Source organism: Synechococcus sp. CC9605 (assembly GCF_000012625.1).
In the GTDB taxonomy this organism is placed as follows: Bacteria; Cyanobacteriota; Cyanobacteriia; order PCC-6307; family Cyanobiaceae; genus Parasynechococcus.
Genome location: NC_007516.1, coordinates 2,242,188 through 2,262,182 on the forward strand (window position 1 = coordinate 2,242,188; position 19,995 = coordinate 2,262,182).

Annotated in this window: 21 protein-coding genes; 10 read left to right on the forward strand and 11 right to left on the reverse strand. The window is 65.3% G+C overall.

The genetic code is table 11. The annotated features are described in order from the left end of the window. Positions 1 to 48: 48 nt before the first annotated feature. Positions 49 to 498: an acyl-CoA thioesterase gene (locus SYNCC9605_RS12165; RefSeq protein WP_011365363.1), complete on the forward strand. Its 450-nt coding sequence runs from the start codon at positions 49 to 51 to the stop codon at positions 496 to 498. Here the strand turns inward: SYNCC9605_RS12165 and SYNCC9605_RS12170 are convergent. From SYNCC9605_RS12170 to menA, 3 genes are read right to left on the reverse strand one after another with little or no spacing between them, the layout of a single operon-like run. Next, entirely contained in the window at positions 469 to 1,635 is a 1,167-nt protein-coding gene (locus SYNCC9605_RS12170) for an AMP-binding protein (RefSeq protein ID WP_011365364.1), read from the reverse strand. The genes SYNCC9605_RS12165 and SYNCC9605_RS12170 overlap by 30 nt on opposite strands. Further along, positions 1,632 to 2,600, reverse strand: a complete 969-nt coding sequence (menC, locus tag SYNCC9605_RS12175) for an o-succinylbenzoate synthase (RefSeq protein WP_011365365.1) — start codon at positions 2,598 to 2,600, stop codon at positions 1,632 to 1,634. The genes SYNCC9605_RS12170 and menC overlap by 4 nt, the downstream gene beginning before the upstream one ends. Beyond that, positions 2,597 to 3,541: a 2-carboxy-1,4-naphthoquinone phytyltransferase gene (gene menA, locus SYNCC9605_RS12180; RefSeq protein ID WP_011365366.1), complete on the reverse strand. Its 945-nt coding sequence runs from the start codon at positions 3,539 to 3,541 to the stop codon at positions 2,597 to 2,599. The genes menC and menA overlap by 4 nt, the downstream gene beginning before the upstream one ends. A 70-nt stretch (positions 3,542 to 3,611) precedes the next feature. Between menA and SYNCC9605_RS12185 the strand changes: the two genes are divergently transcribed. Beyond that, positions 3,612 to 5,018 (forward strand): isochorismate synthase, encoded by a 1,407-nt coding sequence (locus SYNCC9605_RS12185; RefSeq protein WP_011365367.1) that lies wholly within the window; start codon positions 3,612 to 3,614, stop codon positions 5,016 to 5,018. Here SYNCC9605_RS12185 and gshB read toward each other — a convergent pair. Beyond that, complete coding sequence (gene gshB / locus SYNCC9605_RS12190; protein ID WP_011365368.1) at positions 4,985 to 5,908, reverse strand: glutathione synthase; 924 nt, start codon at positions 5,906 to 5,908, stop codon at positions 4,985 to 4,987. The genes SYNCC9605_RS12185 and gshB overlap by 34 nt on opposite strands. 3 nt (positions 5,909 to 5,911) lie before the next feature. Continuing rightward, positions 5,912 to 6,169, reverse strand: coding sequence for a glutaredoxin 3 (gene grxC / locus SYNCC9605_RS12195; protein WP_011365369.1), 258 nt, complete (start codon positions 6,167 to 6,169; stop codon positions 5,912 to 5,914). 77 nt (positions 6,170 to 6,246) lie between these two features. Here grxC and prfB point away from each other — a divergent pair. The 7 genes from prfB (at position 6,247) to SYNCC9605_RS12230 (ending at position 11,019) form a co-directional block, all read left to right on the forward strand. Then, a protein-coding gene (gene prfB / locus SYNCC9605_RS12200) for a peptide chain release factor 2 (RefSeq protein ID WP_156783134.1) occupies positions 6,247 to 7,375 on the forward strand; the annotation gives its coding sequence in 2 pieces (ribosomal slippage) (positions 6,247 to 6,321 and positions 6,323 to 7,375; 1,128 coding nt in all). Then, the gene (locus SYNCC9605_RS12205; RefSeq protein ID WP_011365371.1) at positions 7,362 to 7,544 is read left to right on the forward strand and encodes a DUF3285 domain-containing protein; all 183 of its coding nucleotides are present in this window, start codon (positions 7,362 to 7,364) and stop codon (positions 7,542 to 7,544) included. The genes prfB and SYNCC9605_RS12205 overlap by 14 nt, the downstream gene beginning before the upstream one ends. A 2-nt stretch (positions 7,545 to 7,546) precedes the next feature. Continuing rightward, a complete protein-coding gene (ybeY, locus tag SYNCC9605_RS12210) occupies positions 7,547 to 8,047 on the forward strand; it encodes an rRNA maturation RNase YbeY (RefSeq protein ID WP_011365372.1) in 501 nt (166 codons plus the stop codon). Positions 8,048 to 8,169: 122 nt separating this feature from the next. After that, on the forward strand, positions 8,170 to 8,577 hold the full coding sequence (locus SYNCC9605_RS12215) for a diacylglycerol kinase family protein (protein ID WP_257930035.1): 408 nt from the start codon (positions 8,170 to 8,172) through the stop codon (positions 8,575 to 8,577). Between the two features lie 14 nt (positions 8,578 to 8,591). Further along, the gene (locus tag SYNCC9605_RS12220) at positions 8,592 to 9,185 is read left to right on the forward strand and encodes an anthranilate synthase component II (RefSeq protein WP_011365374.1); all 594 of its coding nucleotides are present in this window, start codon (positions 8,592 to 8,594) and stop codon (positions 9,183 to 9,185) included. Positions 9,186 to 9,199: 14 nt separating this feature from the next. Further along, positions 9,200 to 10,270 (forward strand): hypothetical protein, encoded by a 1,071-nt coding sequence (locus SYNCC9605_RS12225; protein WP_011365375.1) that lies wholly within the window; start codon positions 9,200 to 9,202, stop codon positions 10,268 to 10,270. 26 nt (positions 10,271 to 10,296) lie between these two features. Then, complete coding sequence (locus SYNCC9605_RS12230) at positions 10,297 to 11,019, forward strand: MBL fold metallo-hydrolase (RefSeq protein ID WP_011365376.1); 723 nt, start codon at positions 10,297 to 10,299, stop codon at positions 11,017 to 11,019. Here the strand turns inward: SYNCC9605_RS12230 and SYNCC9605_RS12235 are convergent. Genes SYNCC9605_RS12235 through mnmE form a run of 5 tightly spaced genes read right to left on the reverse strand, consistent with a single transcriptional unit; the run spans position 11,003 to position 17,129 of the window. Then, positions 11,003 to 11,986, reverse strand: coding sequence for an asparaginase (locus SYNCC9605_RS12235; protein WP_011365377.1), 984 nt, complete (start codon positions 11,984 to 11,986; stop codon positions 11,003 to 11,005). The two genes, SYNCC9605_RS12230 and SYNCC9605_RS12235, sit on opposite strands and share 17 nt — an antisense overlap. Further along, the gene (locus tag SYNCC9605_RS12240; protein WP_011365378.1) at positions 11,983 to 13,101 is read right to left on the reverse strand and encodes a pyridoxal phosphate-dependent aminotransferase; all 1,119 of its coding nucleotides are present in this window, start codon (positions 13,099 to 13,101) and stop codon (positions 11,983 to 11,985) included. The genes SYNCC9605_RS12235 and SYNCC9605_RS12240 overlap by 4 nt, the downstream gene beginning before the upstream one ends. Further along, complete coding sequence (gene argS / locus SYNCC9605_RS12245; RefSeq protein ID WP_011365379.1) at positions 13,098 to 14,870, reverse strand: arginine--tRNA ligase; 1,773 nt, start codon at positions 14,868 to 14,870, stop codon at positions 13,098 to 13,100. Before argS ends, SYNCC9605_RS12240 begins: the two co-directional genes overlap by 4 nt. A 43-nt stretch (positions 14,871 to 14,913) precedes the next feature. Next, a complete protein-coding gene (gene nadC / locus SYNCC9605_RS12250; RefSeq protein WP_011365380.1) occupies positions 14,914 to 15,753 on the reverse strand; it encodes a carboxylating nicotinate-nucleotide diphosphorylase in 840 nt (279 codons plus the stop codon). 23 nt (positions 15,754 to 15,776) lie between these two features. Beyond that, positions 15,777 to 17,129, reverse strand: a complete 1,353-nt coding sequence (gene mnmE / locus SYNCC9605_RS12255; RefSeq protein ID WP_011365381.1) for a tRNA uridine-5-carboxymethylaminomethyl(34) synthesis GTPase MnmE — start codon at positions 17,127 to 17,129, stop codon at positions 15,777 to 15,779. Positions 17,130 to 17,183: 54 nt separating this feature from the next. Between mnmE and SYNCC9605_RS12260 the strand changes: the two genes are divergently transcribed. Then, complete coding sequence (locus SYNCC9605_RS12260; RefSeq protein ID WP_049749503.1) at positions 17,184 to 17,657, forward strand: DUF2062 domain-containing protein; 474 nt, start codon at positions 17,184 to 17,186, stop codon at positions 17,655 to 17,657. On the opposite strand, the gene SYNCC9605_RS12265 is transcribed toward SYNCC9605_RS12260, so the two are convergent. Further along, a complete protein-coding gene (locus SYNCC9605_RS12265) occupies positions 17,654 to 19,987 on the reverse strand; it encodes a RelA/SpoT family protein (protein WP_041435861.1) in 2,334 nt (777 codons plus the stop codon). The genes SYNCC9605_RS12260 and SYNCC9605_RS12265 overlap by 4 nt on opposite strands. Positions 19,988 to 19,995: the final 8 nt, after the last annotated feature.

Genomic DNA, 19,995 nt, shown 5'->3' on the forward strand with positions numbered 1-19,995 from the left:
GATTTCTGTCAGGGTGACAGTCGGCACCGGCTCGAACAACACATCGCCATGACCTCTGCCCCCTGGCTGGAGCTGAGCCGAACCGTGCGCTTCAGCGACACCGACGCCGCCGGCGTAATGCACTTTCAGCAGCTGCTGGGCTGGTGCCACCAGGCCTGGGAGGAAAGCCTGGAACGCTATGGCTTAACGGCGGGATCGGTTTTTCCCGGCGGCCGCAGAGAGCAACCGAGCGTGGCGTTGCCGATCGTGCACTGCCATGCCGATTACCGCGCCCCGGTGCAGGTGGGCGACAAGCTGCTGATCCGCCTGAAACCGGAACGGCTCGATCCCAGCAGTTTTGTGGTGAACAGCCAGGTGCTGCTGAACGAGCAGCTGGTCGCCTCAGGCTGCCTGCGCCATGTGGCCATCGACGCCAACAGCCGGCGCCGTTGTGCCCTGCCCGATGGGGTGGACCGTTGGCTGGAAGCATCAAGCCTCGGCCGTATCCAACCGCTCTAACCACTCCCGCCAGCACTGGCGCTGCCATTTCCCAAGCGCATTGGGGGCCAGGTCGGGACACAACAACCAGCGCCGCGGCGTTTCCGCCGCTGGCCAGGGCCGCGTCAGCAGCTCAAGGCGCTGCAGCACCGCAGCGTCAGAGCTGCCCACCAGGGCCACCAGCCGCTGCCCCCACTCCGGATCGTCCACACCAAGGAGTAGCACGGCGTTCACCGGGAGCGATGCCGCCTGCAGCGCCGCCATCAAGCGCTGCTCCAGCTGCTCGGGGAACACGGTTTCGCCACCGGAGTGAATGGCGCCATCGATGCGCCCCGCAATCTGGAGACCAGGGGTCAACGCGGCCAGATCCCCCGAGCGCCACCAGCCATCGGCATCCCTGAGCGATTCCCACCGATCCGGCTGATCCGCCCACCAACGACCCAGGGCCAAGCGATCGGTGCGCACTTGCAGCGCCCCATCCGTGGCGAGCCGCAGTTCCACATCCATCAGCGGGTCCCCACACCCAGGCTCGCCAGCCAAAAAACGCTCCGGAGGCAGCGCCGCCACCATCGCCGCCGTCTCCGTTGAGCCATAACAGGGCGCCAGCGGCAACTGCAACGCACGTGCCTGCTCCGCCAACGGAGCCGGGAGAGCAGCGCCACCGATCCAGATCAACTGCAGCTGCTGCAGAAAGGCCACCCCATCGGGATGGGCCAGCAGACGCGCCAGCTGCGTGGGCACCAAGGACAGCACTGCAGGGTTCTTGCCCCAAGCGGACAGGCCCTGGCAAAACGCAAGCAATTCGGTGGGGGTTTTCATCAACCCTGACGGCAGCTGCTGATGCCCCACGCCCCAGCAGCGGGAGCGCCACCAAGGCATCAGACCACTCACATGGGCCAGCGGCAGTGGATTGAGCAGCAGGGTGGAGGCAGGGTCAACGCCAATCTCCGTCAACCAATGGGCGGTGGCGGCGGCCGAACGGTCCAGATGCAGCGACGGCTGGGCACAGCAACGGCTACCGCCACTGCTGCCACCACTGCGCACCACCACCCCTGGCCCCGGCGGCAATTGAGCGATGGGGGCCGCTTCCGCCTCGGGCGAAAGGGACACCCACTGCCCTGCCGCCAGCCCCTGCTCCAGCCGCTCGAGCTCGCTCATGCCGCCGCGGCCCAGACCTGCTCTGGATCGTTGGAGAACATCGGCCCCGCTGGCGTCCAACCGGGGGCCAGGCCCGGTGCCGCCGGCGTCGGCCCCTGGGCCTGAAGCCCGGCCAGATGCTCCAGCCAGCGCCGACCGATGCCGGTTTCAAACGCCGTGCTCAGCATGCGTTGGGGCAGCCCCACCTGCAGCTCCCGCAACAGCAGGCGTGGATCACCCTCCAACGCGGGCCGCCGCACCTGCCAGCCGCTCCAGCTGCGGCGCAGCTCTGGGTGCTGGTCGAGCGATTCATCGAGGGCCACCGGCCCCAGCGCCGCCAATTGCTCCAGGCCGGCTTGATCCTCCACCGGCAGCGGTTGCTCCAACCAATCCAGGTGCGGGTCATCGCGCAACCGCTGCATCCAGGCCTCAGCCGTGCTGCGGTCCCAGCCGCCATTGGCATCCAGACGCAACCGGGCCGTAGGCGGCAACCGCTGGAGCAGCTGCTCGAGCAGCTGACGCTCCAGAACATCCGGCGCTGTAGCCACCTTCCACTTGAAGGTGCAGCGCTCCAGGCCACCCATCGATGCCGCAGCAGCCTCCAGGGCCAAAAGCATCGCCTCGCCAGCCGGCAGCAACAGCGCCGGGGCAGGGGCCTTCAGCCAGTCCTGGGGCGAAGCAACGCCCACCACACCCTGCAGCTCCGCCAAAGCCGCCCCAAGGCCAAAACCCACCGGCCCTGGGGCCTCCCGCAACACAGCCTCCAGCTGAGCCTGAAGAACCTCGTCCGGCAGCGCGGCGAGAGCCTGCTCGCAGGCCGTGAACTGCTGCTGCTGAAGCGGAGCCACTTCGCCCCAGCCCACGGCCCCCTGATCGTTCTCCAGCCGCAGCAACCAGCCACAGCGCTCCCGCAGCTCGCCGGATGCCGTGCGCAGCGGCTGCAGCAGGGCAAAGCGAAAGCGGCGACGCTGCAGCCGGAAGGTCATCCGCCGGTCCAGACACGAGCCAGCGCCAGGCCCGCACTCAGCCCCAGACCATTCCAGCCCTGGAAACGCAAGGCCAGAAATTTGCTGCCGCTGATCAACTCCGGCCGGTCGTGGTGGCGCTGGAGCAGACGCATCAATTGCACACCGGCAGGAAGGCCGAGAGCGCTCAACAACACCGTCGGAGGCCAGTCCCTACACAGCACGGGCACCCACTCCAGCGCCAGCGTCAAGGCCACAAACCAGGGCACCAAGACCGCTGCCCGGGCCGTGCCCAGACGCACCACCGGCGACCGTTTGCCGTGGGCGGCGTCCTCCTCCACCTGGTGGAAGTGGGAGCAGAACAACACCAGGGTGGTCGCCAGGGCGGGACCTGCCCCCAAGATCAAGGCGGTGCCCCAAGGAATTGACGCCGTGCCTCTTGGTTGCAACACCACCAGGGCCGCTGCGGTGGCGAAGGGCCCAAAGGCCAACCAGCACAGGGGCTCACCCAGGCCGCGGTAGCCCAGACGGAATGGAGGGCCCTGGTACACGTAACCCAGACCGCAGCACACCAGCACCAGGGCCAGCACCGAACCGCTGCTGTTCCAGGCCAACCCGGCCATCACCAGCAACCCCAGCCCCAGCGCGGCAGTCGACCCCTGGGCGACACGGTCCCGGCGGCCGGTGAGGTTGACCACGGAATGGGGCTTGCCGGTGGCATCCACACCCGTGGCTGCATCAAAAACATCGTTACTGAGGTTTTCCCAGAGCAGCAGCAGGATGGCCGCCAGCACAAAGCCCCCCAGCTGCAGCCATCTCAGCGAGCCCGCCACCCCAAGCTGCCATCCAGCGGCCAGCAGTACGGGCATCACCGCGACGGAATACATCGGCCACTTGATCGCTGCCTTCCACAAACGGCGCCGATCGGCGTAACGGGATGCGACAGCCTGTGGGTCAGACATGAACAGAACCCGTTCCCGCAGGGCGAAGACCCATACATTTGAGCAGTAACCCTGGCCGGAAACGCCGCGGATGTCGGCTGATTGTTGTTTCAGCACCCTCCTCTCCGCAGCCCAGCGGGGATGGATGGCCTGTGACGGCGATGAAGCGCTGCTCAGCCTGGCCCTGCCAATTGAAGGGATCGACCCGCTGCTGGCCTTGCCACAGCTGGCGGATCAGGAAAGCCTGCGGGTGCTGTGGGACAGCGCCCCGGGTTTGTGCCTGGCCGCTGCAGGGCCCTGCCAGGAACTGGAGCTAGCGGGCAGCCGTCGCTTTGAGCAGGCCCAGCGCTTCGCCGACCTCTGCCTCAGCCGCCTGCACGACACAGCACCGGACAGCCCAGCCCATGCACGGCCTCGGGTGCTGCTGCGCTTCCGCTTCTTTGATCAGGTGAGTGAGCGACGCCGCAGTGAAGCGGTGGTGCCATCGGTGCAGGCGGTGCTGCCCCGTTGGCAGCTCAGCCGTCAGGGACGCCGGGGCTGGCTGCGGCTGAATGGGGTCGTGAGCAGTGCAGCGGACTGCCGCGAGCTGGCGGAACAGCTCTGGCTCAAGCACGAACAACTGCTCAAGACGCCGGCCACGCCAACCCGGCTCACGCCCCAGGCGCTGGTGGCGGCGTCAGAACCGGAAACCTGGCGGCAGCGCTATGCCACAGCCCTCACCCGCGGGATTGATCTGGTCAACAGCGGCGACCTGCACAAACTGGTGCTGGCGGTACGGCACCGCATCGTTCTGGCCGACACCTTCGACCCCTTACCACTGTTGAAACGGCTGCGGCGGCAGCAAGCCGGCAGCTGCCGCTTCCTCTGGCAGCGCCATGCCGGAGATGCCTTCTTCGGTGCGTCGCCGGAACGGCTGCTCAGCCTGCGCGCCGGATGGCTGCGCAGTGATGCCCTGGCCGGCACGGCGGGTCAGGGGGATTCCGGGGCGCAACTGCTGCGCTCCGACAAGGACCGCCGCGAACACGAACTGGTGGTGGAAACCATCACCGACCAACTGCGCTGCAACGGGTTGACCCCCCGCCGCCGCCGCCAACCCCAACTGGCCCGCCACGGCAACCTCACCCACCTGCACACCCCGATCACAGCGGAAACCCATGGTCAGCCCGTGCTGGCACTGGCCGAACAGCTGCATCCCACCCCCGCCGTTGCCGGGTTGCCGCGCCGCGACGCAATGGCCTGGCTGCGAACCCTCGAACCGTTTGAACGGGGCAGTTATGCGGCGCCGATCGGCTGGATCGACAGCGCCGGCGATGCGGAACTACGGGTGGCGATCCGCTGCGGTCATGCCCGCGGCTGCGAGCTGGACCTCACCGCCGGCGCCGGCCTGGTGCGGGGGTCCGTTGCCGAGCGGGAGCTGCAGGAAGTGGGGCTGAAGCTGGCGGTGCTGGCGGACCAGCTGGAACTTCAGACCAGCGCGCGCAACCGCTCGATCGTCTGATCCGCCAGCGGCTGGTTCATCAACCGCTCCACTTCGCGCACCCCCGTGGGGCTGGTGACGTTGATTTCGCTGAGCATGCCCCCGATCACGTCGATGCCGACGAAGAACAGCCCCTCCGCCCGCAGCGCCGGGGCAAGGGCAGCGCAGATCTGACGTTCCCGCTCGGTGAGTTCTGTGGCTTCCGCCTGGCCACCCACCGCCAGATTGCTGCGGAATTCTCCGGCTGAAGGACGCCGGTTGATCGCCCCGAGGGGGTCACCATCCACCAGCAGGATGCGCTTGTCACCTTCGCTCACGGACGGCAGAAAGGCCTGGGCCATCACCGGCAGGCGTTCCTGCTCGGTCACCAGTTCCAGCAGGGCCTTCAAGCCCGGCGACTGTCCGTTAACCCGAATCACCCCCAGGCCTGCACGACCCCCCAGGGGTTTGAGCACGATCTCCTGCTGCTCCTGGGCAAACAACAGCAGCTCAGACACCCGCCCTGCCACAAGCGTGGGAGCCATCCAACGGCTGAAGCGCAAGGCCCCCAGCTTTTCGTTCCAGCTGCGCAGCGCACTGGGGCGATTGAGCACCCGGACTCCAGCGCGCTCGGCAACCTCCAACAGATGGGTGGCGTAGAGATACGCCTCATCCACAGGCGGGTCCTTCCGCATCCAGATCACGTCAAATCCAGCCAGGGCCTGACGCTCCGCCACCCCAACCGTGATCCATGGCTCCGGGGTCACCGGCAAGGCAATCGCAAGGGGTTCATCGCCCCGCGCAATCAGATCGGAGGGCGTGCAGGCCCACACCTCATCGCCAGCGCGATGGGCGGCCTGCATTAGTGCAGCGGAGGAATCCTTGGCTGGATTGATCTGCCCCAGCGGATCCAGAACGAACAGCTGGCGCATTGATCAGGCCTTCAGCAGCGCATCAAGCTCACCGCCACGATCCAGGGCGTGGAGGTCATCGCAACCGCCAATGTGGCGATCGTCGATGTACACCTGCGGAACGCTGCGGCGACCATCACCCCGGGCCGCCATGGCATCCCGAGCGGGCTCATCCCCATCCACGCTGTGTTCGGTGTAGCTCACTCCCTTGCGATCCAAGAGCCCCTTGGCGCGGACGCAGAACGGGCAGGTGCGCCAGGTGTAGATCTCAACCTTGGCCATTGCGTTGGTGATGCCAGTGGTCGGATCCTATGCAGCAACTGCGCTGATAGCGTCAGAGGCTGATCAGGACCGAGTCCTTGCTGGATCTCACCGACTTCAAACGCGACCTCTCCGAGCTCACTGACCGCCTGGGCAATGCCCAGGACTGTCTTTGACGTTCCTGCACTGAACGCCAGGCAACAAGATCTCGAACAACTCGCGGCCCAGCCCGATTTCTGGGATGACCAGCAGAACGCCCAGAAGCAGATGCGGCGTCTGGATGAGGTGAAGGCCCAGCTGTCTCAGCTGGGCGGATGGCGCGGTGCTGTCGACGACGCCCAGGCCACCCTTGAGCTTTACGAGCTAGAGCCGGATGAGGACCTACTGCAGGAGGCTCAGAACGGGTTGAATCAGCTGCGTCAGGGGCTGGACCGTTGGGAGCTGGAGCGCCTGCTCAGCGGCGAATACGACAAAGAGGGTGCCGTGCTCAGCATCAATGCAGGGGCCGGCGGAACGGATGCCCAGGACTGGGCCCAGATGCTGCTGCGCATGTACACCCGCTGGGCAGAAGACCACGGCATGAAGGTGACCGTGGACGAACTCTCCGAAGGGGAGGAAGCCGGGATCAAGAGCTGCACGATCGAGATCGAAGGTCGCTACGCCTACGGCTACCTGCGCAACGAAAAGGGCACCCACCGCTTGGTGCGCATCTCACCGTTCAACGCCAATGACAAGCGCCAGACCAGCTTTGCCGGTGTGGAGGTGATGCCCAAGATCGAGGAGGAGGTCAAGCTCGATATTCCTGAAAAGGACCTGGAGATCACCACCAGCCGCTCGGGCGGCGCGGGTGGCCAGAACGTGAACAAGGTGGAAACGGCTGTGCGCATCCTGCACATCCCAACCGGGCTGTTTGTGCGCTGCACCCAGGAGCGCTCCCAGCTCCAGAACAAGGAGAAAGCGATGGCGTTGCTGATGGCCAAGCTGCTGGTGATCGCCCAGGAGCAACGGGCGGCCGAAATCGCCGACATCCGCGGCGACATCGTTGAAGCGGCCTGGGGCAACCAGATCCGCAACTACGTTTTTCAGCCATACCAAATGGTGAAAGACCTGCGCACCAATGAAGAAACCAACGATGTGCAAGCGGTGATGGATGGGGCCCTCGACCCGTTCATCGACGCCTCTTTGCGCCAGGGTGTAGAGAGTCCGGGCGCCGATGCCGATTCCTGATCCCATGGCCAGCGAGAGCACTCCACAGCCGAGCTTCGTCAAACAGGCCATGCGCAACATGGTGCGCAAGGGCAGCAAGAGCCTGTTTCACTTCGGCCTCACCGCCATGGGATTCCTTGGCTTCATCACCCTCGTGGCTTGGCTGGGGCGTCCAACCCTGCCGGGCTAGGCATGGAGCTCGACCTCGCACTGGATCGGGAGGAAGGGGCTCTGCAAGCCTCGGAAATCGGCGATTTGCTCGATGAAACGGTCTGGCTTCAGCAGTTGGAGCATTGGCTGCAGATCGTTTGCGGGGATGAGAGCCTCGACTGCCCAACGCTGGTGCGTTCGGCGGAGGAGTTGAGCCTGGGGCTGCGCTTCATCGATGACGCCACCATCGCGGATTTGAACAGCACCTGGCGCCAGAAGACAGGTCCCACGGATGTGTTGTCGTTTGCCGCCCTCGACGACGCCGGCGACTGGATGGAGGGCCCCAGCATCGAACTGGGAGACATCGTCGTTTCTCTGGAGACGGCCCGGCGTCAGGCCCAGGAGCAGGGGCACAGCCTGCAACAGGAATTGCGCTGGCTGGTGAGCCATGGCCTGCTGCACCTGCTGGGCTGGGACCATCCCGATGAGAAAAGCCTTGCCACGATGCTTGCCCTGCAGGAGAGGCTTCTTGGGGATGGGTGACCTGAACAGTCCGGGTAATCTTCGAGCAGCGGTCATGTGCCCTGCGGAGTTGGAGTTGCGTTCCGATGACCACTAAATCAACCCGGACAGCCTCCGCAGACGCAGCTTCAGAGGAGGTGGCCATGGTGCCCAACGCCATGCGGCGACGGGGCAGCTGGCGCATCGCCGGCGATCTGCCGGCAAGTTTTCGCTACGCCGCCCAGGGCCTTGGCTACGCCTTCCTCACCCAGCGCAACTTCCGCATCCATGTGGTGACGGGGCTGGTGGTGTTTGGCCTGGCCACCTGGCTGCAACTGGATCTGATCCGCCTGGCCGTGCTGGTGCTTACGGTGGCTGCCGTTCTGGTGTTGGAGCTGCTGAACACAGCGGTAGAAGCGGTGGTGGATCTGGCCATTGGCCGGCGCTATCACCCCTTGGCCCGCATCGCCAAAGACTGTGCTGCTGCCGCCGTGCTGACGGCCGCCATCAGCTCCTTGCTGATCGCTCTGTTTCTCCTGCTTCCGCCGCTCTTGCTCCGCCTGGGGCTCTGACTCCCGATTCTCAGATGCTGCTGGTCATCGACAACTACGACAGCTTCACCTTCAACCTGGTGCAGTACTTCGGTGAGCTCGCCGCCCAGCATCCTTTGGCAGCGGATCTGCAGGTGCATCGCAACGACGCCATCAGCCTGGAGCAGATCCGCGCCCTGAAGCCCGACGCGATCCTGCTCTCTCCAGGCCCTGGGGACCCGGATCAATCGGGCGTCTGCCTCGACATCCTCAAAGAACTTTCCGCAACGGTGCCCACCCTGGGGGTGTGCCTGGGCCATCAGGCCATCGCCCAGGTGTACGGCGGCCGGGTGGTGCGCGCCCAGCAGCAGATGCACGGCAAGACCTCACCCGTTCTGCACAAAGGTGACGGCGTGTTCGCGGGACTGCCCCAACCGCTGACGGCCACCCGCTACCACTCTCTGATCGCCGAACGCGACACCCTGCCGGACTGCCTCGAGGTGACCGCCTGGCTCGAAGACGGCACGATTATGGGCCTGAGGCACCGGGAGCATCCGCACCTGCAGGGGGTGCAGTTCCACCCTGAAAGCGTGCTCACCGATCAAGGCCACCAACTGCTGGCCAACTTTCTGCTGGAAGCGGAAGGCTGATCCAGCCGAGCATCATGAGGCTCATCTTGCACATCGGGATGCACAAAACGGCATCCACAACGATTCAGAGACGGTTGAAAGCCAACAATCCAAAACTCCAGGATTTCGGCTTTCGCTACGCCTCCAAGGAACGGAAGACGCTGCTCAAGGCCGTTCGAAAGAAGAACTTCAAACCCTGGCGAAAGCTGATTCGTCAGGCCCAAACGCAAGGATTCACCCCGATCGTGTCCCATGAGGCGTTCTCACACATCCTTTGTCGGCCCCGGTCTGCCAAGGACAACCGCTGCCTCGGTGATTGGCTGCTGAAGAAATTGAACCAAGCCGGCGTCGATGTGACCGTGATTGGCTTTGTGCGGGATCAACCCAGCTACCTCAACTCTCACTACACCCAGCACGTCAAGCGCTTCGCCACGGCGCAGTCGCTGGAGGCCTACGCCGCCAAAGCGATGAAGCCATCGATTGGCAAACGCACCTGCGATCCGGAACAGCTGTTCGGCTGGCTCGACAAGCAACCATCCGTCCATGCGGTGTTCTTTCCCTATGGCCGCTCCATCACCCCACCGCCATCTCTTGGAGATGGCCCCAAGGAACCCTTCGCTCAGGTGATCCACTGCCTGGGAATTCCGGACAACGTGCGGTTCAAGTTGGTGGCCAACCAGAACTCCCAGCCGGGTGATCTGGCCATCCGCACCGCGTTGCAGCTCAGCCAGGAGCTCCAACGCGAGGGCGTTCGTCTGGGCAAAAGGGCCAAGCGGGCGCGCACCCTGCTCTGCCAGGAAGCCGAGCGGCGCAACTGGATGGAAACGCCCTATATGGGCGTTGATCCAGAGCTCAACCAGCGCATCCGGGCCCACTTCGCAACAGCGAACAACCGCTTTTCCCATCGGATCTGGGGATGCCCATGGGATCAGATCTTCAGACCCTCAGCTGCGGCGGAGAGCCCTGCCCCTAACGCGGCCGAACAAAAAGCGATTGATCAGGCCACCCAGCGAATCCGTCGGCGGTTGATTCCACGTTTACAGCGCATCAGGGCCTGGCTGCAGCGACTGGGCAGTGCCATCGGCAGCAAGAAAGAACGCTGTTAGCGTCCAAAGCACGATCTTCCTATCCCATGTCCGTCCTGCGTTCCGCTGTGACCGCCGCTGCAGGCCTGGCACTCAGCCTCACGTCGCCGGCCATTGCGGGCGGTGGGGTATCGATCAGCAGCTACGGGCAACGGGCATTGCTGATCCAGGGGGGCGGCCAGTCAGTGCTGCTCAACCCTTACAAAGCAGTGGGTTGTGCAGCAGGGCTGCCTGAGCCCCGGCTGACGGCCGGCGTTGTTCTGGCCAACTCCGAACTGGCGGATGAAGGAGCCCGCGACGTGGCCGGCGGCCGCTTTCTGGCCCAACCCGGGTCGTACCGGATTGGTGGCCTGAGCCTGGAGGGCTTTGCCAATCCCCACGACCGCGTGGGCGGACGCCGCTTTGGCAACGCCACCCTCTGGCGCTGGCAGCAGGGGGGCCTCAACTTTGCCCACCTCGGTGCCACCGCTGGTGAGCTCGCACCTGCCGACAGGGTGCTGCTGGGCAACCCCGATGTGCTGATCATCGGCGTGGGCGGCGGCAGCAAGATCTACACCGCCGAAGAAGCCGCGGCAGTGGTGAATCAATTGAATCCCAAGCGCGTGATTCCGGTGCAGTACGTCAACGGCGACGCGCCGGAAGGCTGCGACCAAGAGGGTGTTCAACCTTTCCTCGATGCCATGGGTGGCACCGCCGTGCGCCGGTTGGGCCGGAGCCAAACCCTGCCTGGCCGCCTCGACGACACCACAGTGATCACGGTGATGCAGTGATCAGCGCATCCAGCTGATCTCGGTCCCAACCCGCCAGCAAAGCCATCAAAAGCACCACCCTGGCTTTCTGGGGATTGAGGCTGCCTGCTGACAGCAGACCAAGCCGTTGATCCTCGGAATCGCAATGCACGGACCCCGACCCACAGCGGTTGGCCCGCAGCATCAACGGTCGCTTCCCTGGCCAAGCCTGAAGCGCCGAACGCTCAGCCACCGACAACTGGCCGGCACCCGTGCCGGTGAACACCAGGCCCGCAACACCGGCCTTGAGACAAGCACTTAGCAGAAGCGGCTCAGGCTCCACACAGCCGTAGACGATCGGCACCTGGGGCCATTGCTCCGGTAAAGCGAGATCAGCGAAGGGCACCTGCCGAAGTCCGCGCGCTGTTGACAGATGAACGCCAACGTCGTCCACCCAGCCCAAGGGCCCGCTAAGGGGGCTAGCAAAGGCCCCCACCCCCTGGGTGGCCAGCTTGGTAACCCGCTCGGCGGCATGGATCTGTCCATCCATCACCACCAACGCGCCCTGGCCGCGCGCTTCGGGGCTCAACGCCACCTGCACGCCTTGAAAAAGGTTGAGCGGCCCATCGGCACTGAGGGCCGTGGCCGGCCGCATCGCCCCCACCAGCACCACCGGCCGGGGATCGTCGATCAACAACTGCAGCAACCAGGCGGTTTCCTCCAGGGTGTTGGTGCCATGGGTGATCACCACCCCGGCCAGCTCTGGATCTGCCGCAAAGGCATCGCGAATGCGCCCCACCAGCGCTCGCCAATGGACAAACAATAGGTCGGCGCTGTCGACATTGGCGATCTGCTCAACGCTGATCGTGGCCAGGTCCTGCAGCTGCGGCACCGCCGCCAGCAGGGCGTCGCCCCCCAGCACGCCCGCGGTGTAATCGTTCAGCATTGCGCTGTTCTCCGCACAGCCAGCAATGGTGCCGCCGGTGGCCAGCAGCAGCAGGCGCTTCATTGCTCCAGGGGGAGGAACGCCTCCATGAAGCGCTGCATCTGGCTGGTGGTGCCGATGCTCACCCTGAAGCACCCATCAATCAGGGGCTTGCCCACCATCGAACGCACCAGGATTCCCACCTCGCGCAACGTTGCATCCACCTCCGCCACCGGGCGCTGGGGCCAAATCAGCAGATAGTTGCCGCCATCGCAGTGATGCCGAACCCCCGCGTCCCGCAACGCCTGCAGGGTCCAGTCGCGAGCCCGCAGCACCTCGGCCACATAGGCATCCACGTACGACTGATCTGCTAAGGCAGCAAACGCCGCGGCCACGGCCACGCTGTTGACGTCGTAGGGCCCCGTGACGCGGCTCACCCGATCGACCACATCGGCATGACCGATCGCAAAGCCGATGCGCAGCCCCGCCAAACCGGCCGTTTTGGCCAGGGAGCGGAACACCAGCAGATTCGGTGTGGCCGTGAAATCTGCACTCAGCAGCACGCTGTCTCCGGTGAAGGCCTCATAGAGCTCATCCACCACCACCAAGGTGCCCGGGGCTGAGGCCGCCAAAGCAATCACCTGATCTGCCGCCAAGCGCGTGCCGGTGGGGTTATTGGGGTTGCAGATCAGCAGCAACCGCGGCGGTCGGGCCGCCAATGCCTTTTGAATGGCCGCCAATGGGAAGTCGAACAACTCCCCTTCGTAGGGGATCGCCTCGATCGTCATGCCCTGCATGCCGGCGCAGGGGCTGTAGTAGCCAAAGGTGGGCGCTGTGGTGAGCAACGTCTCACCGGCATCGCCATAGGCCTGAAACACCGCATGAATGGCGGCATCCACTCCGTTGAACAAGCCCACCTGATCGTGCTTCAACCCTGGCCGGCAGCCGGTTTCCAGCAGGTTCTGAAGCAACGCGACCCGCAGGCCGTCGTACTCGGGATAAACGGCAATCTCTTCGGTGCTGAAGTTGCGCAGGGCCTGGGCCACGAGGGGGCTCGGGCCAATCGTGTTCTCGTTGAAATCCAGCCGCAGCATCTGGCGGCGGCCCTCTAGCGGCGCGCTGTAGGCCTTGAGCCGCTCCACGGCAGCGCGAGCCGCGGGAGCACCACCGGGTGTGAACGGTTGAGTGTTGTCGCTCACATGCGGTCCAGGGTGGCGATGCCCAGCAGTCCGAGCCCCAGTCTGAGGGTGTCGGCCGTTAAACGGCAGAGGGCGAGGCGGGATGCCAGCGCTTCAGGATCGGCCTTGAGCACCGGCACCTGGTCGTAGAAGCGGTTGAACACCTGGCTGAGCTCAAACAGATAGCTGCACAACCGGTTGGGCAGCAGCTCCTCCTCCACCTCAGCGATCACGGCATCGAACTTGAGCAGCTCCCGCACCAGGGCCCACTCCTGGGGCTCGCTGAACTGCAGTTGGGCATTGGTGGCCGCAAGGTCGCCCCCCTTGCGGGCGATGCCAGCAATGCGCACCACGGCATAGAGCAGATAGGGCGCCGTGTTGCCCTGCAACGCCAGCATCCGATCGAAGGAGAACTGGTAATTGGTGATCCGGTTCTGGCTGAGGTCGGCGTATTTCACCGCTGCCAAACCCACGGTGCCCGCCACATGCTGGATGAACTCTTCCGACTCGCTGCGTTCCTCCTCCTTCAGGCGTGAGCGCAGATCGGTTTCGGCGCGCTCGACGGCTTCATCGAGCAGATCCCGCAGACGCACGGTGTCGCCGGCGCGGGTCTTGAGCTTCTTGCCGTCCTCCCCCTGCACCAGGCCAAAGGGCACGTGCTCGAGGCGCGCACCGTCTGGGATCCAACCGGCCCGTTCGGCCACCTGGAACACCCCAGCGAAATGGTTCGCCTGGCCGGCATCGGTGACGTACACCACGCGGCGGGCCCCATCCCCCTCCGGGGCCGCACCAAAGCGGTAGCGAATCGCCGCTAGATCAGTGGTGGCGTAGTTGAAGCCACCGTCGCTCTTCTGCACGATCACCGGCAGAGGCTTACCGTCCTTGCCCTGCACACCCTCAAGGAACACGCACTGGGCACCGTCATCGGTGACCAGCAGCTCGGCGGCCTTCAAGCCATCAATCACCGCCGGCAGAAAGGGGTTGTAAAACGACTCGCCGCGTTCGCTTAAGAGAATGTCGAGCCGGTCGTAGATCTTCTGGAACTCACGCCGAGACTGATCGCAGAGCAAGCCCCAGGCCTTGAGCGACACCGGATCGCCCCCCTGCAGCTTCACCACCTCATCGCGGGAGGTGGACTGGAAGGCTTCATCGTCATCGAAGCGCTTCTTGGCCTCGCGATAGAAGGCCACGAGGTCTCCCAGATCCACCGCATCGGCGGTGTCCAGGGCTTCTGGCGCCACCTGCTTGAGATGGGTAATGAGCATGCCGAACTGGGTGCCCCAGTCGCCCACGTGATTGAGGCGCAGCACCGGATGGCCGCGGAACTCCAGCACCCGCGCCAGCGAGTCGCCAATGATCGTGGAGCGCAGATGCCCCACATGCATCTCCTTGGCGATGTTGGGGCTGGAAAAATCCACCACCACCGGCGCCGCGTTGCTGACCGCCGGCACGCCGAGCCGCTCGTCCCCCAGCCGTGCCGACACCTCTGCTGCCAGCCGCTCCGGGCGAATCGTGAGGTTGATGAAACCAGGCCCCGCGATCTGGGGCTCCAGGCAGAGGTCTGTGAATGCAGGGTCGGCCTGCAGCTGCTCAACAATCGCCGTGGCGATCTGCCGAGGGGCCTGCTTCAAGGGCTTGGCCAGGGGCAGCGCACCATTGGCCTGAAAGTCGCCAAATTCCTGCTTGCTGGCGGAAGCCAGTTGGGGGTCCAGCCCCGCATCGGCCTCCGGGAAGGCCCGTTGCATCGCCGCCCGCAGCTGGGCATCCAGGGACTGGGACAGGCTGAGCATGGGCAGTGCGTGGCCGGGGGAATCCGGCTCTGATCATCCCTCTTCAGGTGAAACGCATGCTCAGGTCCAACCAGCGGCTGCGGGTGACCGGCGCGCTGGTGGAGATCAGATCGATGCCGGTGGAGGCGTAGGCCTGCAACTGCTCGGGCTGAATGCCGGAGGCCTCCAGCACCACCCCGCGACTGCTGCAGTCCCGCAGGCGCGGCACGAGCTGCGTGAGCTGTTCAGGGCTGAATTCATCCAGCAGCACTCCATTGGCGCCCGCCTGCACCGCCTCCAGCGCCTGAGCCTCACTCTCCGCTTCCACAATCACGGCCGTGGGCCAGGGGGCCTGCTCACGCACAGCCGCGATGGCCGCCGTGATGCCCCCCGCCCAGGCGATGTGGTTCTCTTTGAGCATGGCCGCGTCATCCAGCCCCATGCGGTGGTTGATGCCGCCGCCGCAGCGCACCGCGTATTTCTCCAGCAGACGAAGCCCAGGGGTGGTCTTGCGGGTGTCGGCCAGCCGCACACCGCTGCCCTCAAGCTGGGCCACCAATGCGGCGGTGGCGGTTGCAATGCCCGAGAGCCGCATGGCCAGGTTCAAGGCGGTGCGTTCCCCGGCCACCAAAGCCGTGGCCGGCCCCTGCAGCTCCAGCAGGCAGTCACCGGCCTCAACGGCGTCACCATCCTGCCGCAGCAACCGAAGGCTCACCGCGGGATCCAGCCGCTGAAACAAGCGCTGCACCAATGGCCCACCACAAAACCGACCCGGCTGTTTGGCGACCCAATGGGCCTGACCTTGCTGGCCCTGCAAGGCAGCCGCCGTAAGATCGCCGCGGCCGATGTCTTCCGCCAGCCAGGCCTCCAAGGCAGCGGTGAGTGCCGGGGATTGCCAGTCCAAACCGTTCCAGACGTCCGCTGAACCTATTTTCCGATGCAGAAGCGCGAAAACACCCGATCGAGCACCGCTTCGGTGAGTTCTTCCCCGGTGATCTCCCCCAGCGCGCGGATCGCCTCCCGCAGGTCGATGGTCCAGAAGTCCCAGGGCAGCTGCTGGGCCGCCACCTCCTGGCTGCGGGCCAGGGCCTCGGCCGCCCTGGCCGCCAGATCGCGTTGGCGTTGGTTCAGCGCCACCAACATGCCGTCGGTGCCTGCAGCGCCGCAACGCTCCAGCAGGGCCTGCACCAGGTCGGCCTCCCCCATGCCCTCCAACGCCGACAGCTGAACATCCACCGGCTGAGGGAACGCCCCTGCAGGGAGATCGGCCTTGTTGGCCACCAGGATCCTGGGGATCTGCGCGGGGATGCGCGCCAGCAAGGCGGCGTCTTCGGCGGTCCAGCCCGCATGGCCATCGAGCACCAACAGCACCACATCCGCGGTGGCCAGCGCTTGCTCGCTGCGGGCAATCCCCAGCTGCTCCACCGCATCATCAGTGCTGCGGATGCCGGCGGTGTCGAGCAGGGTGATCGGCACCCCCTCCAGCACGATCTCGCTCTCCAGCAGATCCCGCGTGGTGCCCGGCAGATCGGTCACGATCGCCCGCTCACGGCGGCTGAGCCGATTGAGCAGGGAACTTTTTCCCACGTTGGGGCGACCCACCAGGGCCACCCGCAGGCCCTGGCGCAGGGCATCGCCCCGCTCGCCATCGCGCACCAACTGCTGAAGCTCCAGACGCACGGCTTGCAGCTGCTGCAGCAGGGCCTCGCCATCGAGGGGCGGCAGGTCCTCCTCGAAATCCACCCGAGCCTCCAGTTCGGTGAGCTGATCGAGCAGCCGTTCCCGCAGCACCGTGATCTCGGCCTGAATGCCGCCATCGAGGCCCGCCATGGCCAACTCGGCCGCCCGGCGGCTGCGGGCCGCCACCAGCTCACTCACCGCCTCGGCGCGGGTGAGATCGAGCCGGCCGTTGAGCACGGCCCGCTGGCTGAACTCGCCCGGCTGGGCCCGGCGCACCCCCGGCTGCCGCAGCACCTTTTCGAGCACCCGCTGCACGGCGATCACCCCGCCGTGGCAGTGGATCTCCACCACGTCCTCACCGGTGAAGCTGCGGGGCCCGCGCATCAGCAGCAGCAGCACCTCATCGAGACGGCGGCCCTCGCTATCGATCACATGGCCGTACACCACCCGGTGCGATCCCCACTCCTGTCGGCCCGGGCAATGCACCACGCTGCGCCCCGTCGCTTCCGCAGCCGGCCCGGAGAGACGAATCACCGCGATCCCGCCCTGGCCTGGGGCCACGGCGGTGGCCACTGCCGCAATCGTGTCGGTGCTGGGCACAGCAGTCGCCGCTGGTGATCCATACCTAGGATCCGGCCGACTTCTGCTGGGTTCATGCGCCGGTTGCTCCGCCTCAGTCGCATCCGGATGCGCCGCGGGGTCCTCTGGTTGTGGAGACAGGACGGAACTCCAGGCCAGCGGGCCCGCGGCCTGGCCGCTGGCGTGTTCTGCGGCTGCTACCCCTTCTTCGGGCTGCAGATCTTTCTCAGCGTGGGTGTGGCCAGCGTGGTGCGTGGCAACCACCTGCTCGCCGCCGCAGGCACCTTGGTGAGCAACCCCCTCACCTATCTGCCCCTCTACTGGTTCAACTACCTGGTGGGCTGTCGGCTGCTGGGCCCCGGCCAAGGCGGGATCAACCTGTCGGAGCTCAATCGCAGCAGCCTTTGGGCCCAGGGCTGGGAGTTCAGTCAGCGCATCCTGCTCGGCTCCACCGTTGTGGGGATGGTGCTAGCTATGGCCAGCGGCTGGATGGCCTACCGCCTGTTTCTGCGGCGTGAAGCCCGTGCCGTGATGAGCAGAGGCAACTAGCTCGTGCCCACCCGGGCAATCCCGATCACATCCGCCATCGAGCGGATCTGATCCATGGTGCGGCTGAGCTGATCGGCACCCTCCAACTCAACCCGGAGATCAATGCGGGCCGGCTTGCCAGCGGCGGTGGTCACCCGAGCATCACTGACGTTGATGGCCCCATCGGAGAGACGCAGCAGAATGTCTTTGAGGATGCCAACGCGATCGATCACCTCGATTCGCAGCTGCACCGGGAAACGCTGTTTCTCCTGTTCGGCGTGGGCGGTGTTCCAGCGCACGGGAAGCCGCCGTTCCCGCGGAATCGTCTCTACGTTGGAGCAGTCCTGCCGGTGAATGGTGATGCCATGGTTACCGAGGGCAACAGTGCCCACGATCAACTCACCCGGCAACGGACTGCAGCAGCCACCAAGGCGGTAGTCCAAGCCCTCCAGCCCTAGAATCGCCCCTGCGCCAACGGAACGGTCCGCCGCCGGATCCCGCGATGGCACCAACGCCGCGGCCACGTCTTCGTTGCTGGGAGGGGCCTGCTGCTGCTCCGCCAGCAGACGCATCTCCTCGCGCAAACGGTTGAGCGCCTGCTGCAGCGTGACGTCTCCAAATCCCAATGACGCCAGAAGGTCTTCGGTGGTTGGCACATTGCAGCGCTGCGCCACCCGCTGCATCGCCTCACTATTCAGCAAGGCATCGAAACCATCACGGCCCAGCTCCCGCTCCAGCAGATCCTTACCCCGTTCAATCGTTTCGTCTCGATGGCTGCGCTTGTACCACTGGCGAATGCGATTGCGGGCCGTCGGCGTGGCGACGAAGTTCAGCCAATCGAGGCTGGGGTGGGCCGTCTTGCTGGTGAGCACCCGAACGAAATCACCGTTCTGCAGCGGCGTCGGCAGCGGACACAGCCGATCGTTGATGCGAACGCCATGGCAGTGGTTGCCCACCTCGGAGTGGATGCGATAAGCGAAGTCGACGGCGGTTGCCCCCTTGCGCAAACCGAGCACATCACCTTTTGGGGTGAACACAAACACCTCTTCGTCGAAGAGGTCTTCCTTGATCGAGGAGAGGTAGTCGTTGTGATCGTCGTTTCCGCCTTCCTGTTGCCAATCCACCAGCTGCCGCAGCCAGTTGAACCGCTCCGCATCACTGCTGCTGCTGGCCGGTGAGCCGCCTTCCTTGTATTTCCAGTGGGCCGCAATCCCGAATTCGGCCACATGATGCATCTCAAGCGTGCGGATCTGCACCTCGATCGGGCGATGCCGACCGATCACCGCCGTGTGCAGGGATTGATAGCCGTTGGGTTTCGGCAACCCGATGTAGTCCTTGAAGCGACCGGGAATCGGGCGGAAGGTGTCGTGAACCACCGCGAGGGCGCGGTAGCAGCTCTCGACATTGGGGGTAAGGATCCGCAACGCCGCCACGTCGTAGATCTCGTGGAACTCCTTCTGCTGGCGCTGCATCTTGCTCCAGATGCCAAACAGATGTTTGGGGCGACCACTCACCTCACAGTGGTCTAGGCCAGCCCGTTCCAGCCGCTCGTTCAGCAGCCCCACCGTGACGCCAAGGCGTTGCTCACGCTCGCTGCGCTTGGTGGCCACCTCCTCCTGAATCTCGCGGAAGGCCTCCGGTTCCAGCAATTTGAAGGCCAGATCCTCAAGCTCCCACTTGAAGCGGCCGATGCCGAGGCGGTTGGCGAGGGGGGCATAGATCTCGCGGGTTTCGCGGGCGATCCGCTGACGCTTCTCTTCCTTCAACGCACCCAGGGTGCGCATGTTGTGCAAGCGGTCGGCCAGCTTCACCAACACCACACGGATGTCGCTGGCCATCGCCAGGAACATTCGCCGCAGATTCTCCGCCTGAGCTTCCGTGCGGTCGTTGAAGTGGATACCGCCGAGCTTGGTGACCCCCTCCACCAGTTCACGCACCTCGGAACCGAAGTGCAGCTCGATCTGATCGGGGGTGACGTCGGTGTCTTCGACCACGTCATGGAGGAACCCCGCAGCGATGACCGGAGCACTGGCACCGATGTCACGCAACAGATCAGCCACCGCCACCGGATGGACGATGTAGGGGTCTCCACTGGCCCTGAACTGTCCCTCGTGGAGCTGAAAGCCGAAATCAAAGGCCGACACCAGCAACGCCTCGGCATCGGTGGGGCAGCTCTGGCCAATGCCGGGGGGCACATTGGCGATGCACTCCCTCAACCACTCAGGCAGAGCGATGCCGTAGTCGTCTGGATGACGGATCGGATGACGCCTGACTTCGGGCAACGCGCAGCCCACCGTGGCCGAACCCGTGCTGGTTCGGGGTTCTTTGGGTGTGGAGGCAGCGTTGAGCATCCGACCCA